Here is a 20626-nt window from a genome sequence, read left to right as displayed (position 1 = left end):
GGGCAGGGCGGGGACGCGGTAGTGCTGGGCCAGGCGGGCGTGGCCGTTGATCTCCTCGCCGGCCTCGGCCGGGTTGCGGGTGTACTTCAGGAGCAGCGAGTGGCCGAAGAGGTCGACCTGGCAGAGCAGGTTGCGGGTGAAGCGCCGCACGGGCCCGACCCGAAAGAGAGGCTGGGAGGTCATCATCGCCCCATCTCGTTGAGTAGTTCGAGGCCGACCTGGGCCAGCGCGGCGGGCGGGAAGGCGTCCATGTGCATGTCTGTGTCCGGGGCGATGGCGTCGCGGACGGGGCAGAGGTCGCCCTGGTGCATGCGGTCGGACAGGTTGGTGGCGACGGCGTGGTGGTGCGGCAGGCCGGTGCGCCACTTGCCATGGCTGTGGCGCGCGTAAAGGCCGATGGCGGGTGGGGAGCTTCCGTATCGGCCGCGGGCCATCGCGGCGAGGTGGGTGAGGCCGGTGTCGTTGCCGACGATCAGGAGGCAGTGCGGGAAGAGGTCGACGAGGCCGTCGGCCGGCATCCCGTCGATGTGGAGGGCCTGCACGTGGCGGCGGGGAGCCTCGGCCGTGATGCGGAGGCCGTCGCCCGGGTTGCCGCCTATGAGCAGCAGTCGGGCTTGGGCCTGTTGCGCCTCGGCGATGTGCTCGGCAAGGGCGATGTAGCGCTGGGCGGTGTAGTCCTTGCGCTCCGGCCAACTGGTGGCGGTGATGGCGGCGATGGTCAGATCGCCCAGCCAGCCAGCTGAGCGCAGTTCCTCCACGAGCTTGTTGGGCCCGGTCGCGAGGGTGGGAGCGAAAGGAGCCGTGCCAGGCAGGCGGATGCCGAGGCGACGCTCCAGAGCCAGGTAGTGGCGGGCGGGCAGGTCCGGGTGGGCGCGGCCGTCGCTCGACCAGCACAGCGGGGCGGCTGGGTCGAGCACCAGGCTCACCGCCGCCTCCGAGCCGTGCGCCTCAATGCCCGTGCGGTCGCCGATCACGGCCCGCCAGCCGCTGGGAGCGGTGGCCTGGGGCTGCGTGATCAGCCCAGTGCGGGCGATCAGCCCCGCGTACGGACCCACCGCCCGGACGGCCACGCGTACAGACCGCAGCCGCAGCCAGTCGAGGACCGCGCGGACCCCCGACAGTGCGAGGAGCGTGTCACCGAGCTTCCCCTCGAAGGCCACTACGATCTCGCCACACCCGCTCAGGCGGTGGACAAGCTCGGCGGAGGCAGCCAGCGGGAGCGGTGCGCCGATGGGAACGCTGTCCCGGTCGTACCCGAGCGGGGTGGTGTGCACGGCCCCGGCGGGGATGACCAGGGAACCGTGGTGGAACCGGATCCCCGCCGGGGCCACAGCTGTCATTCCGCGCCCTCGATCGTGGTGAGCGAGACGAGGGGCAGACCGAGGTCGGTGAGCAGGTCGCGGGCTCCGCGGGTCGTGTCCTCCACCAGGCAGGCCGCCGCCAGTGGGACGGCGCCGGCCTCGCGGAGGCGGCGGGTGAGGTCGGCCAGGGTCCGGCCGGTGGTGATCTCGTCGTCCACGATGACGATGCGCCGGCCGGGAGTGATGCCGTACGCGAAGACGTCGGTGCGCATCGCGTGGGGCTCGCTGAAGCGGACCGCGCCGTCGAGGGGGAGGTGCAGCTTCCAGGCGATCTTGTACGGGAGCCGGGCGGCACCGGCGAGGGAGACGGTCGGCAGGATGCCGCCGGCGTCCAGGCCGAGGAGGAAGTCCACGGAGCCGAGCCCTTCCGGCACCTGCTCCTGGAGCAGACGCCACAGGTGGGCTCCGGTGTTGGCGAGGGTGTCGGGGTGGACCGGGCCCTCCAAGCCGTCCAGGGAATGGATGACGCGCTCGCGGCGGCTCGTGGCTCCGACGCTGAGCCGTTCGACGATCCGGGCGGTGAAGGGCGGCACGGCGATGGTTTCGGGCATGGCGAAGCTCCTGTCGGGCGGAGAACGAGGAGGGAGAGGGAGCCTGTTCAGGCGGCGAGCTGGGCGGCGTACCAGGTGAGGAGCTGGTCGACGGCCAGGGTGACGGGCTTGAGGACGAGCTCGGCCTCGCCGTCGCGCCAAGCACTGGAGATCTCGGCCAGGGAGGGCACCGAGAGGCCCGCCGTCAGGCCTGGAATGCGGGAGGCCGCGGCGAGGATCCGATCGGGGCCGGACTCCCACTGGTTGTGCTCGCGCAGGAGGAGGCGGCAGGCGAGCACGAGGTGCTTGTAGAGCTGCCGCAGTGTGGTCGGCCCCGCGTCGGCGCGCAGACGGCGCATGGTCAGGATGACCTGGGGGAGTTCCCGGACAGCGGCGAACGCCAGCTCGCCTCGGCTGATCGTCGGCAGTTCGAGGCCGGGTGCGGCGTGCAGGACGGGGCTGCCCTGCTGGAGCTGGTGGAGGACGAACGCCAGGCGCGGGGTGAGGCGCAGGGCGGTCAGTTCGCCGGGGGTGATGAGAGTGGGGCCGAGGGAGGCCGCGCCGCCGAGGGCGGTCCGGTACTGTTCCAGGGCTTCGCGGACCCGGCCGATGGCCTCGTGCTCGGCGATCACCAGGAGGTCCAGGTCGGACCAGCCGGCGATCCAGCTGCCCTCGCCGGGGCTGCCGGACAGGGCGGCGAGCCGTACGCCGGGGCCGTAAGCCCGTACTGCGTCGGTGAAGTCGGCCGTCGCCGAGGCTATGGCGGCAGGCAGTCCCAGTCCGTACGGAGTGGCCGCGCGCAGCGACGTGGATGCGGGCGGGGCGGCGATGCGCCGGAGCCGGGCGCGGAGAGCGGCGATGCTGCCGGTGTTGTCGATGACGTGGTCGGCGAGCGTGGCTACATGGTGGGCGCCACGGCTCATCTTGATCTCATCCTTCGCGGCGACGGCCTGGGCCGGAGTGCCGGACCGTTCGACGCGAACGGCGAAGGAGGCGTCCAGGTAGACGATCTGGAGTGCGTCGCCCATGAGTCGCTTGAGCTCGGCGATCCAGGCGTCGTCGTGGACGGACTCGATGGTGAACAGCTCCGTGTCGACGTGCGCGTCCGCGAAACGGTTCAGCTCACCGAGCAGCAGCTCGGCCTGCCGACGGGGCGACAGGGCGTACGGGTCCGCGAGGCCCTCCCGATGGGCTGCCTGCCGCAACAGGAAGCCGATCTTGAAGCGTTGCGCACCGCAGGTGCGCTGGACGAACTCGGCGCTGGTGCTCTTGCCGCACTCGCTCAGTCCACCGAAGGCGAGGACCCGGCGCAGACGCCGACTCGGCTTGATCTCTGTGGGGGCGGCGTCGTCCCGGCCGTACAGCTTGAAGCGAGCCGGTACGGGGAGTCGGCGGTGGCCGCCGACAACGTCGGAGACCAGCGCGTCGAGGGCGGCGCACAGTTCCTCCCGCTGGCAGTGAAGGGCGGGGACACGTCGGCGGGCCAGCTCGTCCCTGGCAGCTGCCCGTTCGCTGTGCCAGATCCTCAGTGTCAGCACCGAGAGACGATCGACGACGGAGGCGAGCGTTTCGGTGTGCAGCGGTGCGTCGGCGCGGCCTGCGTCGGCCAGCGAGCCGAGGACCTCGTCAGCCCGCTCGGCGAGCAGGTTCCGTTCGGCATTGAGCTGGTCGATCTCGCGCTTGCAGTCGGCGACCTGGGCGGCGGAGAGTAAGGCGCCGCGCACCCGGTCCTCGGTGTCCCACAGGCGCCCGTTGACGGTGTGGAGCCGGGTGATGATGTCGTCCAGGCGGATACGGTCCTTGTCCGGGAGCGCTGCCACGGTGCGGGACAGACTGAGTGGTAACACCAGGGGCGGGGAGTTCTGAGTCATCGGGGACTACTCCCGTCGGTGAGTCGGCTGAGGCCGAGGCGATCGAGCACGTCGCTGTGCACGGCGTCCAAGGAGCGGTCCTCGCAGTCGACGACCGCGGTGAACGCACCACGGTCGACCTGGTGGAGCAGGACCGCGTGCAGCGTCTTCTGGTACTCCGGGTAGATCCCGGTCCAGGGGCGACCCTCGCGGGCGCTGGCGATGGCGTAACTGCGTTCGGCGTCGGATGACGGGAGCAGGAGGATGGAGGTCTCGGGTGCGACCACCCGCGCACCGGCGATTCCCGTCACGGTCTTGAACGCTTCGCCGACGGTCAGCTCGTCCTTGACCACGCAGGTCGCAGCGGCCACGGCGAGAAGCATGGGCAGGCCCCGGTCCAGCAGACCCGTTCGCCCGCTCTCGCGTTCGGCGGCCCGCTTGGCATGACCGGAGAGCAGCATCTCGGTCAGCTCGACGGTCGTGGACGTCTCGAACCACCACCGGGCATAGTCGCCGGCGGCGACCCGTGCCCAGGGCTCGGGATCGTGCTCGTGGACCGCGCCCAGTGGCTGGAAGCTGTCCCACCGTTCGGCCAGCCGCACCAGGTGGGTCGTCTTGCCGACGTTGTCAGGGCCGTTGAGGCTGACGAAGTCCGGGGCTTGTGTCATCGCTCACGCCTCGCGGACCGGAGTGTCGAGGACGGAGGCGATCGCGCAGGTGTTGGCGGCGATGAACTCGGCGAGTTCCGGGGGCATCAGGTTCAGTTCGCGGACAGCCTCACCGGTGAACGGGGCGCTTACCACCTCGTACTCGCCCCGCTCCGGCTTCGTGAACTCCGTTCCCGTACGCGCGGCCAGGTCCATCGACTCCAGGCGCGCGGCGAAGATGTGCTGGACGCCGATGCCGCCCTCCAACTGGTCGGTGATCAGGTGGACCAGTTCGGCGCGCGCCAGCTTGCCGCCGAGCTCCTCGAACACCTCGCGGTGCAGAGCCGACTCGATGGTCGCGTCGTCCGCCTCGACCCCTCCGCCGGCAGTCACCCAGTACGGCTCCCTGCCCGGCTTGGTGCGCTTGATCAGGACCAGTTCGTCGCCATCGAGGAGGATGGCGCGGGCGCTGCGCTTGACGATGTCGGTCATGCCGGTTGCTCCTTCTGGTGGTGGTGCGGGAGAGAACGGCGGAGGGGCTGCCTGGTGGTCGCCACCCCCGGCGCAGTGGATTCAGCATGGAGCAAGACGGTTGCGGAGTGTGATGTACGGATGCTGCAGCAATACCGCAGCACTGCTGAACAAGGCTGGCTAGGCTGGTCGTTCGGTCGTTCCACCGGGTGATGGGCAGGGGGGCCACGGTGGTCACGGTGCAGAGATGGTCCGGCCGGGAAGCCCGGCTGCTACGCGACGCCCTGCGCATGAGCCTGCGGGACTTCGCCGCCTACCTGGGGGTCAGCGACCGCACTGTGTCGAACTGGGAGGCAGGCGGTGCCGGTTACCAGCCTCGCGCCGAGTCTCAGGGAATTCTCGACACCGCACTCGGTCGCGCACCCGACGACGCGAGAACCCGGTTCGCGGAAGCGCTGGGAATGAGTGACACGGCTGCACCCGCCACAGGACGGATAGAAGTCGACTCCCACAAGTTCCTGCCGGTCTTCATCGGTGTCGAGCGCGCGGGCCGACTTCGGGACCATCTGACACCGAGTGAGGGCGCTCAGTGGCTGGAATCCTCCTCGACCCGACTGGACCACCCCGAGGCACAGAGCTGTGTCCTGCACGTCTTCGCTTGCGGGGTAGTCGTCTTCCACCTTGTCCAGCCGCACGAACCTGCCGCGCTGACCGACCTGGCCGTCTGGCGCTACCGCTCCTACGCGTCCGACCTGCCCTGGGCCCGGGACAAGATCCGCGAACTCCTCGAAGGGGACAACACCGGGGCCCCCAACCCTGAATACGTCCTTTCCCTCTACTGCCTCACCTCCGGTCCGTGGGCCGGAGACGCCTACGACACCGCGCTGCGCCTGCTCTCCACTCCCTCGGTTCTCGTCGATCGCGGGGCGCCGGGCGGGCCCGTGCCCCTGGCCTGCACGGTCGAGGAGTCGCTTCTTGCCACCGGCTTCGATCACCCGGACATCGTGTCCTTCGGCGTACGGGGAGTGTCCACCGCCTACGCCGGCTGGTCCGGCGTCGCCTACGCCTCCCACTCCAGCGAGCGCAGCCTCACCACCGACGAGCTGGTCGCATGCGAGCTGGCCGTCCAGGCCCTGTGGTGTTTCACGCGCCACATCCAGCAGATGGTCGAGGACGGCCAGGACCCCTCCATGCCGGAGCGGTACGGCTGGCGGTTCCTGCGCGCCGCCGCCTCGCGGCTCACCACCGCCCGGGCTCAGGAGACCGCGCAACACGTCCTGATGCGGGAGGCCATCATGAAGACCAGCGGATTGGCCGAACGGCTACGCGCCGCGCAGGAAGCTCTGCGCGAGAGCGCCGGCTGAGAACGGGCAGGAGTGAGAGCCGATGGACATCAGCAGTGCCGCACTGGTCGTGATCGACATGCAGAACGGCTTCGTGAACCACCACAGTCGCCACATCGTGCCCGCAGTCGCCGACCTCGTCGCCAGATGGGCCGCCGCCGGGCGCCCTGTCGTCTTCACCCGGTACTTCAACTATCCCGACAGCCCCTACGAGCGCTTCTTCCAATGGCGCCGGCTTCAGGAACCACCCGAGACCGACATCGTTTCCGAGCTCGCCGAGGCGGCGGGCCACGCGCACGCAGGCGTCGACAAGACCGGATACACGCTCTTCACACCCGAGGCCGCGGAACTGATTCGCCGGGCCGGCTGGACCGACCTAGTCTTCTGCGGAATCGCCACCGAGAGCTGCGTTCTGAAGTCCGCCGCAGACTCTTTTGAGCACGGATACGCGCCCTGGATCGTCACGGACGCGTGTGCCAGCGACGCCGGCCCGGATGTCCACGACGCCGGTCTGCTCGTCGCCCGGCGCCTGATCGGAACAGGCCAACTCGTGAACGCCGAGCATGTGATGGGCCAACTCGCCACGCGTGTGGCGGACCCGGTGCTGGAATAGCCTCATGGCCGACACACCAGTCGACACCGACCTGATCATCATCGGCGGAGGGCCGGCCGGCTGCGCCGCCGCCCGCATGGCCGCCGGCGTGGGCATGCGCACGATCTTGGTCGAGCCGGACCGGCTGTGCCGCAATCTCTACCGGATCCCGGCCCTGAACAACGTCCTCGGCGGCCACACCAAGGGCCCTGACCTGGCCGACGCCATCGTGGCGGAACTGAAGGGCACCAAGCTGTGTCGCCTCGAACTCGGCAGACGCGTCACTGAACTCCGCGCCGATGACGACCAGGTGACCGTCACGGTCGACATCGGCGCGCGTCTCACGGCTCCGTACGCCGTCGTCGCCACCGGCGTCGGCCCCCTCCAGCCCCACGACGTCAACTGGATCACCGCCCCCGGCTTCCTCACCCTGCCTCCGCTCTGGGAGGCGGAAGCCGACGACGCTCAGGGGCGCACCCTCCTCGTCCTGGGCGGTGACCGCCCGATCGGTACGTTCCTGTGCGCCCACCCGACCACAGACACTCGCCTGCTCGTGGTGTACCCGGCAGCCGACGCGTACAAGACCGAGGAAATCCGGGACGATCCCCGCGTCGCCCTCGTTCCCGTCGAGCACCTGACATTGAAGGCAGCAGAGGGCACCCCGGTGTCGGCGGACGCAGTGGGCCATGACGGCACGCGGCGGACGATCACAGCGGATTCGGCCTACCTCAGCATCGGTAGCGCCCCGACCGCCCCGCCCGGCGATCTGACCCGGGGCCGGGACGGATACTGCCCGCCGACCGACCAGCACCCCCGCATCATCGTGGCCGGCGACCTCCGCTCCGCCCGCTTCCAACGGATCATGACCGCCCTGGGATCAGGCAGCGAGGCCGCACTACACGCCTACTACGCGGCCAGGGACGTGCCCACCAAGGGCTGAGACCACGGCTGCGGAATGTGCGACGACCCACGCACCCGGGAACAGATCTCCATGATCACTGAGGTCAATCCGGCGGTCGCAGCCGCCGTCGTCGTGCAGGACGGGTGTGTGCTGCTCGTGCGACGACGCGTGTCGGAGGGCGCACTCTCGTGGCATTTCCCGGAGAGTCGGCCGTCTACTTTGGGAAGGACGGCCGCTGGCACGCCCAGTGCGGCTGGGCTACAAGGACGACGGGACGCCGTACCGCCGTCACCGGACGCGTCCGACGCGCAAGGAACGGTTGATGAGGTTCGGAAGCTGGAGAAGCAGCGCGACGGGGGATCGGCACGTAAGCCCGGCAAGCCGGTGACAGTCGACAAGTGGCTCTGGCACTGGGTCCAGGACATCGCCAACCCGTAGTCAGCGAGAACGCGGTGCTCGAGGACGTGGCCCGGAAGATCGCCGATGCCATCTGAGGAACCTCACCCGCCGTCGACAAAGACCAGGACAACACGGCCGGGCGAACGCCGCAGGGCCCCACCGACTCGGCGGTGGGACCCTGCGGCGTTCGCCCGGTGGGGCTCGGCGGAGGCCACGAGACCCCAACTCGTGAGGCGTCGCACCCTACACGCTTCTCAGCCGTTAGTCCGGAGCTTCGGCGACGTGCAGGGGCGTTCTGGCCTGCGGCGGAGCAGGTCAACGCAGACGGCCCGAACGGTGCCTTGCGTCCGCGAGACCCGGACAGGAATCACGCGAGGTCTACTTGCTCGCCTACAAGAAGTACGTCGCGCGGTCACCTGTGACCTCCCTGCGCCTCGCTCCAGCCGCCCGCTTCGTCGCCGTGACCGATACGGCGTAGAACCTCGTCGCCCTGCGGGACTCCGATGTCACTGAGGACACGCGCCAGGTTGACTCCGACGAAGCCCCGGTCCTCCGGTGTCAGCGACTGAAGCGTCGCCGCGAGGGTGTGTTCCCAACTGTCTGGATCAGAGAGGAGACTACGGTGACTCACCGTCCAGTCCAGGACGTCCTTCGCCTCTTCCGGCCGGTGCAGGAGCCAGAGCGCGGCCAGGCCGACGGGACCGCCTGCGACTACCTCCCGGTAGAAGCTGTAGGCCTCACGGTGGGCGTCGCCGAAGCCCGACGGCAGGGCGGGCCCCGCACCGGTGCCGCGGGTGGGCAGGAGCGCGGCCGGCGGATCCAGGAACCAGTATGTGAGGCCGACTCCGTCGATCGCCCGGGGCCGACCGGGCGGTTCGACCTGGGTTGTGCCGAAGTGGTGCGGAGGCTTCCGCAACGGATCGGGGGCACTGGGCAGGGTGGCGTTCTCGTTGATGTGGCTGGCCACCAGGTGCCGGGCCCGTTCCTCGGTGATGCCGTTGCTCGCCGCGACGACTGGGTTGCTGACCCGCCAGGCGACTTCGTAACGGGCAGGTGCGTTCGGCGGTCGGCGCGGGATGTCGACCGAGATCCGCCGTTCCGCGAGCGATACCCAGACGATGTCGAAGAAGTCCCCCTGACGCACCTCGCGCGCGGTCGGCCGCGGATAGCCCCAGACGTCGCCGTCACGGGGCGGCACCATGGCGTCCTCTCCGCTGTCTGAGAGGAACACCAGGGCCCTGTCCTCCGGGGTACCGAAGCGGAAGCGGAACAGCTGCCAGCCCGGCGACGAGTTCAGGGGCGTGATGAGCGGACTGTTCATGAGGCGGACCCTTCGGCTGGGACTGCGGTACGAACACGGTGGCGGCGCAGGACGAATCGCAGGACGCCCCGGTGGCTCCGGGCCGAGTCGGAGAGAGCGGTGAGGAAGTGCGTGAAAGCGGTGCGGTGTCGTAGCGTCGGGTCGCTCTCGATCCGGGACAGGCCCGTCGCCGTCGCTTCGTGCGTTGAGGGGTCGTCCAGGGCCGCGACTACGAGGCCGAGCGTCCGCTCGGGGTGCTCCACGAGCAGGTCGGCGAGACGTACTCGCCGAGCGCCAGGCGCGCCGGCCCGGGGGAAGGTCCCCAGGCTCATCGCTTGGATGACGTGAACGGCCAGGCTGTGCCGGGGTGTGCCCGGATTCGCCCCCTGCCACTCGCGTAGGCGGTTGAGGACGAGGGGGTGGTTGGCGTTCTCAAGCAGAAGCGTGCTGAGAGCGAAGGACACAGCGGTACGCAGGGTGCCTTCCAGCCCCTTGGCCGAGTCGTCGAGTACAGCGTCCAGGAGTCTCATGGCGACGTCGGGCCGTTCCAGGCCGTAGCTGCCCGCGCAGGTCTCCGCCACAGTGCAGCGGAGGGGGACGTCGGCGGATTGGCTCCATAGTCGTAGCTGGTCCCGTACCGCGCTGGTGAGGGAGGGGGCCTGCGCCATTTCGCCCAGCGCATAGGCCACCAGACGGCGGCGCCAGCGCTTGTCCGAGGCGGCGAAGGGGCGCAGTTGGCGCAGCGTGTCCGGGCCGGTCGCGTGGGTCAGTACCTTCCCGATCGCTCTGCCCGCGGCGAGTTCGACGCCGGAGCGATGAGGGGTCTCGTCCAAGGTCTTCCACAGCAGGCCCGCCATGCCCTCGTACTCCAGCCACAGACACCGAAGCAGGGCGTCCGCCCGGTGCCGGCCGGAGAAGGCGACCGGCTGAACCGGATAGCGCTGCCCCGCCCCGAACCGGGTCGGCAGCAGACGCGCGCCGACAGCTGTCAGCTGGGCCTCGAACGCTGGTCCTAGAACGTCGCGCCGTGTCCGTGGCCCGCCAGTACCCGGTCCGTGCGTGTCGAGGTGCTCCGGCCGACCGGCCGTGGCCGGTGCCGGGCCGCCGCGTTCGTCGATACGAGGCCGGAGGATCGCGCTGAACGCCTCGACGACCGTGCGGTCCTGTTCGGAAAGCAGCGAGATTGCCGCCATGAGGGCAAGACGGCTGGCCTGGTCGCTCGACTCGGCCAGCGCTTCGTGAGCCGCCGCGGGGCTTCCGGTCTTCAGTTCGTCGATCACGGAGGCCGCGGCCTTGCCGGATACGACGAGATCGCGGAGCCCCTCCGCCACGTCCACGCCGTCCTGGGGCAGTCGGTGGTTGCGTAGATGGTCGACGAAGTCCGCAGAGGCGAGGTACCCCAGCGCTTGGCCGCCCTGCGCAGAGGTGAGCTCTCCGGCTTCGGCCATGAGGTCCAGCCGCTTCCTGGCCACCTCGACCGATGGCGGCGGACGGTGTACGACCTGACAGGCCAACGTGTCTCCGCGCAGCGGAGTTTGATCCCCTGCGGTGATGATGAGATGAGCACCCGTTTGACGCAGCAGTGTGCCCAGCGCCGTGAGCACGACTTCCCCGAGTGAGGCGGCCGCCACCGGGGACAGCCCTTGGAGCAGGTAGCCGCGTGCCTCCGTCGGGCGCCAGCGCGAGAGGTCGTCCGGTGAGTCCAAGCCGGTGATGCCGGCGGCTCCGTGTCGCTCCGCGAGCAGTGCGAAGGCGGCGGTGCTCGCGCCCGTGCCACTACCTGCCCGCAGCACCAGAATGTGGCTGTCCAGAGATTTTCGGCACTGTGTGTAGGAGGGTGGTTCGACGAAGCCGCGCAAGCGGGAATGGACATCGGCCGCGGGGTATGGGCCCTCCCGCAGCCGGGGCGGGACGATGAGATCCGTGACGGCCTCATCGAGGCTGGCGCCGTTGATCACGGTGACGTTGCCGCCGACCCCGCCCATGACCTGCGCGCCCTGGTCCAGCCGCTGCTGGTTGCCCCGGTAGGAGTCCTGCGCCTCCGCTCGACCGTCGCCCTCCGGATGGTTCGGCTCGGGACGGGGGTCCGTTTCGTTGCTCACCGGTGCTCTCCGGCTCCGCCGACCTGCTTGTCGCCCGCTACGTTGTCGCCACCGCCCCAGTGCTGGTTGGTGCCGTGGTAAGAGGTGGAATCGCCGGTATATGTGACGTCGCGTCCGACGCTTCCCATAACGGCGGCGCCCTCGCCCACGCGCTGCTTGTTGCCGCTGTAGTGCGCGCCGGGCCGCGTCACCGGGTCCTGCTCTTGTCCCTGACAGACGGACGCGGCGGTCGGCGCTGCGGATTCCTCGCGCGGGCGCACACCGGCCTGGAGCAGGTTCCCCGACGGCGAGGGGACGAACAGCCAGGCCCGCTGGGAGAAGTTCTTCCCCTCCACGGTGGCCGGCACCTCCAGGCAGCGGTCGGGGTGAAGTGCGGTGTACCCACCGAGCACGACATCCTCGTAGACGCGTTCGGAGATGACCGCCGCCAGGTGAGTGATGTGCTCGCTGGCCGCGGCCAGGATGGCCTTGACCGGACGGGAGTCCAGCAGACGGTGAGTGTCATTGCGGGCGGTGCCATTGCCGTCGCCCGGACCGTCCTCGTCCGGCAGCGGCCCGACGTGGACGCTGGCGCGGAGCCGGATGCGGGGGCCGACGCTCTGCTTGTTGTAAGCGCCGAGGATGTCGTCCAGGACTCCCAAGAACGGCCAGAGGACGAACGGGAGCAGCACCGGATCGAAACCGAACACCACCCCGTCCCCCGTGTTGGCCGGAAACCGCTTGGAGTCTCGCAGTTCGTGAAGCTCGGCTCGCTCCAGCGCCTGGTCAACGAGTTCGGGGATCAACTGACTCACCGGGCCGTGCTGAACTGCGGGGAGGCCCGTGAAGTCCTTGGCGTCGACGGCGAACAGGGCGCGGTGGGGAGGCAGCGGGCGGCTCTCGGCGTACGGGGCTGGAACGGGCGTGGACATGCGCGATCTCCTCGCGGTCGGTGCGACGGTGATGAGGCCGGTAGGCGGCTGATTCGAGGCTCTGCCGGTTCGGTCAGCCCGACTGCACAGCGCAGTGCACTACGCGCGTGTCCCACGTCACTTCGTGAGCGTCCTCAAACGACAATCACCAATTCCGCGTCGGTGCGTTCACTCAGCCCGTGGCGGCAAGAAGGGAGGCATGGGCGAGATCTTCGGGACGTCCGCCGCCCAGTCGCGCAGCGTCTTCATATCCTTGATGACGATCACCCTGCGAGCAGTCTCCACCGCGCCGGACTCCCGCAGCCGCTGCAGTCCGGTGATGACCGCGTTGCGGGTCACTCCGATCGCCTGGGCGATCTCCTCCTGGCTGAGGCCGGTAAGCCGTACGCCGTCCGGTTCGGCCTCGGGCGCACTGAGTTCAGCCAGCCGTAGAAGTGCTCGTGCCAGCCGCACGACCAACGGAAGTGTCAGCAGTTCCGCGCGGTGAGTGTCGGACTCCCGAAGTCGGGAGAATGCCTGACGCATCAAGTCCAATACCAGCCCGCGCTGTTCCACGAACCGACGGAACCGTTCTGCCTCCAGCACGACAGCGGTGCAGGGAGTGAGCGCGACCACTTCCGCCGTGCGTGGGGCGCCGTTGAAGACGGACACCTCGCCCAACAGGTCGCCCGGCCCCCGGAAGGCCAACCAGGTCACGGCTCCGCCCGGTTCCCGGCACACGACCTTCGCGAGGCCGTCGGTGAGGGCGAGCAGATGCGTTCCCGCGGAACCCTGTCTCAACATCACAGTGCGCTCACGAAAAGCGCGGCTCGCCCCCTGGCCCCGTAACTCGCGCCACGTCTCGTCCGGCAGCACCCGTCGCCTCTCCCGTCCGCCAGCAGCTCGGCAAGCGACGATGCCGTGCTCCGTCACCGACCTCCCCAGACCTGCCCCACCCTCGCAAGCTCTATGCCGGGCCCTTGATTGCGTGTGTGGGCGCACAACGCCGTAGGGCCCCACCGCTCGCGCGGTGGGGCCCTACGGTTCAGCCCGGTGAGGCTGGGCGGAGGATACGAGATTCGAACTCGTGAGGGGTTGCCCCCAACACGCTTTCCAAGCGTGCGCCCTAGGCCACTAGGCGAATCCTCCGCCGAGAACTGTACAAGACGTTGGGCAGTGCTCGCGAACACGGTCGGGTGGAGGATGCCGACGGGGTGCCGACCGGCTGCCGGCCGGCTGTCGGCCGGCCCGGGGTGGGGCGGAGGGTGGCGGGGGATCGGGTACGCTGGGCGCAGCCCCTCACGCGGCGCTATCTGACTGAACTCCCCCAGGGCCGGAAGGCAGCAAGGGTAGGTTGGCTCTGGCGGGTGCGTGGGGGGCGTTGTCGTGCCCGGAGCCCTTGTGGCGTCTCGTGTGGGCGGGGCTGTCGGCGCGGGCCGATATCGTCGGGTGTGTGTCGTCCCTCGCGCTGTACCGCCGATACCGACCCGAGACCTTCGCGGAGGTCATCGGGCAGGAGCACGTTACCGACCCGTTGCGGCAGGCCCTGCTGAACAACCGGGTCAACCACGCGTATCTCTTCAGCGGGCCGCGCGGCTGCGGCAAGACGACCAGCGCCCGCATCCTGGCGCGCTGCCTCAACTGCGAGCAGGGCCCGACGCCCGATCCGTGCGGCGAGTGCCACTCGTGCACGGACCTGGCGCGCGGCGGCCCCGGCTCGATCGACGTCATCGAGATCGACGCCGCCTCGCACGGTGGTGTCGAGGACGCGCGCGAGCTGCGTGAGAAGGCGTTCTTCGGCCCGGCGGCGAGCCGCTACAAGATCTACATCATCGACGAGGCGCACATGGTGACCTCGGCGGGGTTCAACGCCCTGCTGAAGGTCGTGGAGGAGCCTCCGGAGCATCTGAAGTTCATCTTCGCCACCACCGAGCCGGAGAAGGTCATCGGGACGATCCGGTCCCGTACGCACCACTACCCGTTCCGGCTGGTGCCGCCCGGCACGCTGCGCGACTACCTCGCCGAGGTGTGCGAGCGGGAGGCGATCCCGGTGGACAGCGCGGTGCTGCCACTGGTGGTGCGGGCGGGCGCCGGCTCGGTCCGTGACTCCATGTCCGTGATGGACCAGCTGCTGGCCGGCGCCGCCGCGGACGGTGTGACCTACGCGATGGCCACCGGGCTGCTCGGCTACACCGACAGCGCCCTGCTGGACTCCGTGGTGGACGCCTTCGCCACGGGCGACGGGGCCGCCGCGTTCGAGGTGGTCGACCGGGTCATCGAGGGCGGTCACGACCCCCGCCGGTTCGTCGCCGACCTGCTGGAGCGCCTGCGGGACCTGGTGATCCTGGCCGCCGTCCCCGACGCCGCCGACAAGGGGCTGATCGATGTCCCGTCCGACGTGATGGAGTCGATGAGCTCGCAGGCGACCCGGTTCGGGCCGGCCGGCCTCAGCCGGGCCGCGGACCTGGTCAACACGGGACTGACCGAGATGCGTGGTGCCACCTCCCCGCGTCTGCAGCTGGAACTGATCTGCGCGCGTGTGCTGTTGCCCGCCGCGTACTCGGACGAGCGGGCGCTGCAGAGCCGTCTGGAGCGCCTGGAGCGGGGCGGTGTCGTGGCCGCCCCCGGCGCGGCTCCGGGTGCGTACGCCGCGCCGCCCGTCGCCGCTCCCGCTCCGCAGCCGCAGGCACCGCCGGAGACGGCGCCGCAGCAGGCCGCGCCCGCGCAGGCCGCACCGCAGCAGTACGCGCCCCCGCAGCCCGCGGCGCCGCAACAGCCCGCAGCGCCGCAGCCGGAGGCCGCGCAGTCGCCGGGCGCCCGTCCGGGGGCATGGCCGACCGCCGCTCCCGGTGGCGGTACCCCCGCCGGTGGCGGCGGTACTCCCGGCGCCTGGCCCGGGGCAGCTCAGCCCGGCCAGGGGGCCCAGGGTGGCGGCGGCTCCGCGCAGCCGTCCCAGCAGCCTCCGCAGCAGCCGTCCCGGCCCGCGCAGCCTGCCCCGCCGCAGCCCGCGGCCGGTGGCCCGCCCGCCGCGCCGATGGTGCCCGGCGGGATCTCCCAGGTGCAGCCGCGCTGGGAGCAGGTGCTGGACGCGGTCAAGCGCCGCCGCCGCTTCAGCTGGATCCTGCTGAGCCAGAACGCCCGCATCAGCGGTGACGACGGCTCCACCCTCCGCATCGGCTTCAGTACCTCCGGTGCCCGCGACAGCTTTGTGAACAGCGGCAGTGACGACGTACTGCGGCAGGCGCTCGGCGACGTGCTGGGCACCCCGTGGAAGGTCGACGCGGTGGTGGAGGGCGGCGGTGGCCCGTCCTCGCCCGGCGCCGCCGGTGGGCCTGCTGGTGGCTTCGGCGGCGGCCCGCAGGGGTACTCCCCGGCGCCGCAGGGACCGCCCGCCGGTCAGCCGGGTCAGGCCGGCCAGTCTGGCCAGCCCGGTCAGGCCGGGCCGCAGCAGGGTGCCCCGTCCGCGCAGTCGTCCCCGCCGCCGTCGGGGCCCGCCGGGGGACACGGCGGGTACGACCAGGGCCAGGGCGGCCAGAGCCAGAGCGGCCAGGGAGGCGGCTACGGCTCTCCGGGCGGTACGGGCGGAGGGGGTGCCCCCGAGGCCACGGCTCCGCCATCCGGTCCGTCCCACACGTCACCCGCCCGCCCTCCGGTGCCGATCGAGGAGGACATGCCGGCCGACGACGACGCCGACCTCGACGAGAAGGCGCTGTCCGGCCCCGAGCTGATCATCGACGGCCTGGGCGCGACGATCATCGAGCAGATCCGCAACGAGTGATCTTCGGCCTTCGGGTCGGTACCCGGCCCCACGCAGGGCCCCGCGCACGGCCGCACACGCGGCCCCACACACGGTGCACGCCGGTCGATGCGGGCCGGATCGGCCATCGGGGAGTGCGCGGCAGCCGCAGACCGTAGGCTCAAGGGGTACGTGCTTTCGTCGACTCCCAGGAGTGGCCGTGTTTCCCGGTGGTGGGGCAGATATGCAGCAGCTGCTGCAGCAGGCCCAGAAGATGCAGCAGGATCTCGCGCAGGCCCAGGAGGAACTGGCGCAGACGCCGGTCGAGGGCTCCGCGGGCAACGGCCTGGTGAAGGCCGTCGTGACGGGTGCCGGCGAGCTCAAGTCGCTGGAGATCGACCCGAAGGCGGTCGACCCGGAGGACACCGAGACGCTGGCCGACCTGGTCGTGGCGGCGGTGCGCGCCGCCAACGACGCCGCCCAGCAGCTGCAGCAGGCCAAGCTCGGCCCGCTGGCGCAGGGCATGGGCGGCGGCGGAATGCCGGGTCTGCCGTTCTGACCGGCGTCCCCGTCCGGCGGGTTGTGGCCGGGCGTGTTCCCGCCGCTGCCGGTGCGTGCGGCGTAGTAGCGGTGGGGCGGCCGGACAACTAGCCTCAAACCCACCGACGTTAAAGGAAGAACGAGGAAGGCATCCGTGTACGAAGGCGTGGTCCAGGACCTCATCGACGAGTTGGGCAGGCTGCCCGGCGTCGGTCCCAAGAGCGCGCAGCGGATCGCCTTCCACATCCTCCAGGCCGATCCGGCCGATGTGCGGCGCCTCGCGCAGGCGCTCGCCGAGGTCAAGGCGAAGGTCCGGTTCTGCTCGGTGTGCGGCAACGTCGCGCAGGACGAGCAGTGCCGGGTCTGCCGCGACCCCCGGCGGGACCCCTCGGTCATCTGTGTGGTCGAGGAGTCCAAGGACGTGGTCGCCATCGAACGGACCCGGGAGTTCCGGGGCCGGTACCACGTCCTGGGTGGCGCGATCAGCCCGATCGACGGCATCGGACCGGATGACCTGCGGATCAAGGAACTGCTCGCGCGCCTCGCCGACGGCGCGGTCACCGAGCTGATCCTGGCCACCGACCCCAACCTGGAGGGCGAGGCGACGGCCACGTATCTCGCCCGCATGGTCGGCTCGTTCGGCCTGAAGGTGACCCGTCTGGCCAGCGGACTGCCCGTCGGGGGAGACCTGGAATATGCCGACGAGGTCACGCTGGGGCGTGCCTTCGAGGGGAGGCGACTGCTCGATGTCTGATGCCACCACCGCCACGACCGGTACGACCGGTGCGACCACGGCCGACGGGACCGCGGCCGACGGGAGCGTGACGCCCGGGACGGCGGCGCCCGGCGCCGCCGACGCCGGGGCCACCCCGCAGGGCGTCCTGGGCGAGCTGGAGGGACTGGGCGGCGACGTCGACGGCCCCGACGCGTTCGCCGTGCAGATCGCCGACCAGATCGAGAGCTTCAGCATCGCCGTCGCGGAGATCGCCAAGGGCGACGACCCCGACAGCGCGGTGCCGCACCTGCTGCTCCAGGTCTCCCAGCTGCTCCTCGCCGGCGGCCGGCTCGGCGCCCACGAGGACGTCGTCCCGGAGGAGCGCTACGAGCCGGACACCGGGCCGGAGCCCGACATGGACCACCTGCGTGAGCGCCTGGCCCAGCTGCTGGAGCCGATCGACGTCTACTCCGAGGTCTTCGACCCGTACGTGCCGCGCGCCACCCCGGTTGCCTGCCGGATCTCCGACGACCTGGCCGACATCATCACCGACGTCCGGCACGGCATGGCGCACTACCGCGCGGGCCGGATCGGTGAGGCGCTGTGGTGGTGGCAGTTCTCCTACCTGTCCAACTGGGGGCCGACCGCCAGCGCCGCGCTACGCGCCCTGCAGTCCCTGGTGGCCCACGTCCGGCTGGACACCCCGCTCGCCGATCTCGACGGCCTCGACATCGACAGCAACGCCGAGGACGGCGACCTGGAGCGCCAGGCCGGACGTGTCATGGCCGCCGAGATCGCCGCGCCGCTCGGCCTCCGCCCCGACCCCGCCTCCTGACGCACCTCACCCGACCCGGCCGACCCGATCGACCCGATCAACCCGGCCGACCTGACCGGCCCCGTTCCGTCTCCCGGTGCCGCTCGGCCCCCGGTCCCGTGGCATCGTGAACGTCGCCGTCGGCCGGTGTGCCGTCCCGGGTGTGGGCCGCTGTCACGGGGGTCCCGCGCGTTTCGTACCGGGGGTGGCGGGCGCGGTCGGAATGCGCCTCTACGCACCCCTTCGCCGCTGTGAGCTGCCGCACGTTCGGTGTGTCGCGGGACGGAGCGGGCAGGGAGATCGCGGAGCGGGCACACCGTCTCACCATGTGGCGGCGTTATGGGCGAAACGTGCCTGCTCGGTAAACTGAGTCGGCCGTGTCCTCCGGGGCACGGAGAGCGAACGGATTCGAGGAGCGAGCACACGTGGGCCTTGTCGTGCAGAAGTACGGCGGCTCCTCCGTTGCCGATGCCGAGGGCATCAAGCGCGTTGCCAAGCGGATCGTGGACACCAAGAAGGCCGGCCATCAGGTCGTCGTCGTGGTGTCAGCGATGGGCGACACGACGGACGAGCTGATCGATCTCGCCAAGGAGGTTTCCCCGGTCGCGTCGGGGCGCGAGTTCGACATGCTGCTGACCGCCGGAGAGCGCATCTCCATGTCGCTGCTGGCCATGGCCATCAAATCCCTCGGCCACGAGGCGCAGTCCTTCACCGGCAGCCAGGCCGGTGTGATCACCGACTCCGTGCACAACAAGGCACGGATCATCGATGTCACGCCGGGCCGCATCAAGAGTTCGGTGGACGACGGCAACATCGCGATCGTCGCGGGCTTCCAGGGCGTCTCCCAGGAGCGCAAGGACATCACGACGCTGGGCCGGGGCGGTTCCGACACCACGGCCGTCGCGCTCGCGGCCGCGCTGGACGCCGAGGTCTGCGAGATCTACACCGACGTCGACGGCGTCTTCACCGCTGACCCCCGGGTCGTGCCGAAGGCGCGCAAGATCGACTGGATCTCGGCCGGCGAGATGCTGGAGCTGGCCAGCTCCGGTTCGAAGGTGCTGCTGCACCGCTGTGTCGAGTACGCACGCCGTTATCAGATCCCCATCCATGTCCGGTCGTCGTTCTCCGGCCTCCAGGGCACTTGGGTCAGCAACGAACCGCGAGGGAACGAGCCGATGGAGCAGGCGCTCATCTCCGGTGTCGCGCACGACACCTCCGAGGCGAAGATCACGATCGTCGGGGTCCCCGACAAGCCGGGCGAGGCCGCCGCGATCTTCCGCGTCGTCGCCGACGCCGAGATCAACATCGACATGGTGGTGCAGAACGTCTCCGCCGCCTCGACCGGTCTGACGGACATCTCCTTCACGCTGCCGAAGACCGACGGCCGCTTCGCCATCGAGGCGCTGGAGAAGCGCAAGGGCGCCATCGGCTTCGACTCGCTGCGCTACGACGACCAGATCGCGAAGATCTCCCTGGTCGGCGCGGGGATGAAGACCAACCCCGGCGTCACGGCCACCTTCTTCGAGGCGCTGTCGAACGCGGGCGTGAACATCGAGCTGATCTCGACATCCGAGATCCGGATCTCGGTGGTCACCCGTGAGGCCGACGTCAACGAGGCGATCCGCGTGGTGCACACCGCGTTCGGGCTCGACTCCGAGAGCGACGAGGCCGTGGTCTACGGCGGCTCCGGCCGCTGAACCACGCGGCCGCACCGCCCGCTGAAGCGCGGCGGAGCTGAGCACGACCACGACACGGCGAGGGCCGGGCGCACACCGCGCCCGGCCCTCGCCGGTGTCCGCTGGGTGGCCGTCCACCCGGCCGCCGCACGGGCCGGTCGTACGCTGACGGCATGAGCCACGCACCCCTCGTCCCCTTCGGCACGTTCGAAGACGCCGCACCGGCCGTGACCCGCCCCGAGGCGGTGGCCGCACCGGTCGCCGCCGCTCTCGCCGCCTGGCCGGACGCGGCCGGACCGGTCGACTCCGTCGTCCTGGTGGACAGCGACCCCGAGAAGGCGGACACCGCCGTCTTCTGCGAGAGCTACGGCGTGGACGCCGAGGTCTCAGCCAACTGCGTGGTCGTGGCCGCCAAGCGCGGCCAGGAGACGCAGCTGGCGGCGTGCGTGGTGCTGGCCACCACCCGGCTGGACGTCAACCGCACCGTGCGCAAGCACCTGGGCGCGCGCAAGGCGTCGTTCGCGCCGATGGACGTCGCCGTGGCGGAGACCGGCATGGAGTACGGCGGCATCACCCCGATCGGCCTGCCCGGGACGTGGCCCCTGCTGGTCGACGCGCGGGTGGTGAACACCCCGCACGTCCTGATCGGCAGCGGCCTGCGGCGCGGCAAGCTGATCCTCCCCGGTGCCGACCTCGCGGCGCTGCCGGGCGCCACGGTGCTGCCCGACCTCGCGGGCTGACCCCACCGGTCCCACCCCC

Annotated in this window: 18 protein-coding genes, 1 tRNA gene, 1 other RNA gene and 3 pseudogenes; 12 read left to right on the top strand and 11 right to left on the bottom strand. The window is 70.6% G+C overall.

The window, feature by feature from the left end; all coding sequences use genetic code 11:
* The 6 genes and pseudogenes from E0D90_RS10420 to E0D90_RS10395 form a co-directional block, all read right to left on the bottom strand.
* Positions 1-183, bottom strand: a pseudogene (locus E0D90_RS10420) (hypothetical protein); the annotation flags it as partial.
* Entirely contained in the window at positions 183-1340 is a 1158-nt protein-coding gene (locus E0D90_RS10415; protein WP_130797464.1) for a glycosyltransferase family 9 protein, read from the bottom strand. The pseudogene E0D90_RS10420 and the gene E0D90_RS10415, both read right to left, overlap by 1 nt.
* Positions 1337-1912, bottom strand: a complete 576-nt coding sequence (locus E0D90_RS10410) for a phosphoribosyltransferase family protein (protein WP_130797463.1) — start codon at positions 1910-1912, stop codon at positions 1337-1339. Before E0D90_RS10410 ends, E0D90_RS10415 begins: the two co-directional genes overlap by 4 nt.
* 47 nt (positions 1913-1959) lie before the next feature.
* Positions 1960-3762: a DUF4254 domain-containing protein gene (locus tag E0D90_RS10405; protein WP_130797462.1), complete on the bottom strand. Its 1803-nt coding sequence runs from the start codon at positions 3760-3762 to the stop codon at positions 1960-1962.
* The gene (locus E0D90_RS10400) at positions 3759-4409 is read right to left on the bottom strand and encodes a hypothetical protein (protein WP_130797461.1); all 651 of its coding nucleotides are present in this window, start codon (positions 4407-4409) and stop codon (positions 3759-3761) included. The genes E0D90_RS10405 and E0D90_RS10400 overlap by 4 nt, the downstream gene beginning before the upstream one ends.
* A gap of 3 nt (positions 4410-4412) precedes the next feature.
* Positions 4413-4880 carry an NUDIX hydrolase gene (locus E0D90_RS10395; RefSeq protein WP_103503252.1) on the bottom strand — a complete coding sequence of 156 codons (468 nt, stop codon included), beginning with the start codon at positions 4878-4880 and terminating at the stop codon, positions 4413-4415.
* A 218-nt stretch (positions 4881-5098) separates the two neighbouring features.
* On the opposite strand from E0D90_RS10395, the gene E0D90_RS10390 reads away from it, so the two are divergent.
* From E0D90_RS10390 to E0D90_RS27755, 5 genes and pseudogenes are all read left to right on the top strand, one after another.
* Entirely contained in the window at positions 5099-6223 is a 1125-nt protein-coding gene (locus E0D90_RS10390; protein ID WP_227870119.1) for a helix-turn-helix domain-containing protein, read from the top strand.
* Positions 6224-6245: 22 nt separating this feature from the next.
* The gene (locus tag E0D90_RS10385; RefSeq protein ID WP_103503250.1) at positions 6246-6815 is read left to right on the top strand and encodes a cysteine hydrolase family protein; all 570 of its coding nucleotides are present in this window, start codon (positions 6246-6248) and stop codon (positions 6813-6815) included.
* Positions 6816-6819: 4 nt separating this feature from the next.
* Positions 6820-7734 (top strand): FAD-dependent oxidoreductase, encoded by a 915-nt coding sequence (locus E0D90_RS10380; RefSeq protein ID WP_130797460.1) that lies wholly within the window; start codon positions 6820-6822, stop codon positions 7732-7734.
* A gap of 51 nt (positions 7735-7785) precedes the next feature.
* A pseudogene (locus E0D90_RS27760) lies at positions 7786-7896 on the top strand (NUDIX hydrolase); the annotation flags it as partial.
* Positions 7884-8130 (top strand): annotated as a pseudogene (locus E0D90_RS27755) (site-specific integrase); the annotation flags it as partial. The pseudogenes E0D90_RS27760 and E0D90_RS27755, both read left to right, overlap by 13 nt.
* Before the next feature lie 376 nt (positions 8131-8506).
* Here E0D90_RS27755 and E0D90_RS10365 read toward each other — a convergent pair.
* From E0D90_RS10365 to E0D90_RS10345, 5 genes are all read right to left on the bottom strand, one after another.
* On the bottom strand, positions 8507-9415 hold the full coding sequence (locus E0D90_RS10365) for a hypothetical protein (protein WP_227870118.1): 909 nt from the start codon (positions 9413-9415) through the stop codon (positions 8507-8509).
* Positions 9412-11496, bottom strand: a complete 2085-nt coding sequence (locus tag E0D90_RS10360; RefSeq protein ID WP_130797459.1) for a hypothetical protein — start codon at positions 11494-11496, stop codon at positions 9412-9414. The genes E0D90_RS10365 and E0D90_RS10360 overlap by 4 nt, the downstream gene beginning before the upstream one ends.
* A complete protein-coding gene (locus E0D90_RS10355; protein ID WP_103529103.1) occupies positions 11493-12407 on the bottom strand; it encodes a hypothetical protein in 915 nt (304 codons plus the stop codon). The genes E0D90_RS10360 and E0D90_RS10355 overlap by 4 nt, the downstream gene beginning before the upstream one ends.
* Before the next feature lie 168 nt (positions 12408-12575).
* On the bottom strand, positions 12576-13262 hold the full coding sequence (locus tag E0D90_RS10350; RefSeq protein ID WP_174856179.1) for a Crp/Fnr family transcriptional regulator: 687 nt from the start codon (positions 13260-13262) through the stop codon (positions 12576-12578).
* A 188-nt stretch (positions 13263-13450) separates the two neighbouring features.
* Positions 13451-13535 (bottom strand) — tRNA-Ser (locus tag E0D90_RS10345).
* 141 nt (positions 13536-13676) lie between these two features.
* Between E0D90_RS10345 and ffs the strand changes: the two genes are divergently transcribed.
* The 7 genes from ffs (at position 13677) to E0D90_RS10310 (ending at position 20607) form a co-directional block, all read left to right on the top strand.
* Positions 13677-13775: signal recognition particle sRNA small type (ffs, locus tag E0D90_RS10340), an RNA gene on the top strand.
* A gap of 64 nt (positions 13776-13839) precedes the next feature.
* Positions 13840-16164, top strand: coding sequence for a DNA polymerase III subunit gamma and tau (locus tag E0D90_RS10335; protein WP_130797458.1), 2325 nt, complete (start codon positions 13840-13842; stop codon positions 16162-16164).
* A 178-nt stretch (positions 16165-16342) separates the two neighbouring features.
* The gene (locus E0D90_RS10330) at positions 16343-16681 is read left to right on the top strand and encodes a YbaB/EbfC family nucleoid-associated protein (RefSeq protein ID WP_103503291.1); all 339 of its coding nucleotides are present in this window, start codon (positions 16343-16345) and stop codon (positions 16679-16681) included.
* A gap of 135 nt (positions 16682-16816) precedes the next feature.
* On the top strand, positions 16817-17416 hold the full coding sequence (recR, locus tag E0D90_RS10325) for a recombination mediator RecR (protein ID WP_103503292.1): 600 nt from the start codon (positions 16817-16819) through the stop codon (positions 17414-17416).
* A complete protein-coding gene (locus tag E0D90_RS10320) occupies positions 17409-18212 on the top strand; it encodes a DUF5063 domain-containing protein (protein ID WP_227870117.1) in 804 nt (267 codons plus the stop codon). The genes recR and E0D90_RS10320 overlap by 8 nt, the downstream gene beginning before the upstream one ends.
* Before the next feature lie 404 nt (positions 18213-18616).
* Positions 18617-19888, top strand: a complete 1272-nt coding sequence (locus tag E0D90_RS10315) for an aspartate kinase (protein ID WP_103503294.1) — start codon at positions 18617-18619, stop codon at positions 19886-19888.
* 152 nt (positions 19889-20040) lie between these two features.
* Complete coding sequence (locus tag E0D90_RS10310) at positions 20041-20607, top strand: YbaK/EbsC family protein (protein WP_130797457.1); 567 nt, start codon at positions 20041-20043, stop codon at positions 20605-20607.
* Positions 20608-20626 lie beyond the last annotated feature (19 nt).

The sequence above is a fragment of the Streptomyces otsuchiensis genome, from assembly GCF_004305975.1.
GTDB lineage: Bacteria > Actinomycetota > Actinomycetes > Streptomycetales > Streptomycetaceae > Streptomyces > Streptomyces otsuchiensis.
This window is presented reverse-complemented; position numbering and strand designations above follow the sequence as displayed.

Coding starts and splice junctions, on each gene's coding strand:
- E0D90_RS10415 (WP_130797464.1), bottom strand. CDS start 1,340: ATGACAGCTGTGGCCCCGGCGGGGATCCGGTTCCACCACGGTTCCCTG.
- E0D90_RS10410 (WP_130797463.1), bottom strand. CDS start 1,912: ATGCCCGAAACCATCGCCGTGCCGCCCTTCACCGCCCGGATCGTCGAA.
- E0D90_RS10405 (WP_130797462.1), bottom strand. CDS start 3,762: ATGACTCAGAACTCCCCGCCCCTGGTGTTACCACTCAGTCTGTCCCGC.
- E0D90_RS10400 (WP_130797461.1), bottom strand. CDS start 4,409: ATGACACAAGCCCCGGACTTCGTCAGCCTCAACGGCCCTGACAACGTC.
- E0D90_RS10395 (WP_103503252.1), bottom strand. CDS start 4,880: ATGACCGACATCGTCAAGCGCAGCGCCCGCGCCATCCTCCTCGATGGC.
- E0D90_RS10385 (WP_103503250.1), top strand. CDS start 6,246: ATGGACATCAGCAGTGCCGCACTGGTCGTGATCGACATGCAGAACGGC.
- E0D90_RS10380 (WP_130797460.1), top strand. CDS start 6,820: ATGGCCGACACACCAGTCGACACCGACCTGATCATCATCGGCGGAGGG.
- E0D90_RS10365 (WP_227870118.1), bottom strand. CDS start 9,415: ATGAACAGTCCGCTCATCACGCCCCTGAACTCGTCGCCGGGCTGGCAG.
- E0D90_RS10355 (WP_103529103.1), bottom strand. CDS start 12,407: ATGTCCACGCCCGTTCCAGCCCCGTACGCCGAGAGCCGCCCGCTGCCT.
- E0D90_RS10320 (WP_227870117.1), top strand. CDS start 17,409: ATGTCTGATGCCACCACCGCCACGACCGGTACGACCGGTGCGACCACG.
- E0D90_RS10310 (WP_130797457.1), top strand. CDS start 20,041: ATGAGCCACGCACCCCTCGTCCCCTTCGGCACGTTCGAAGACGCCGCA.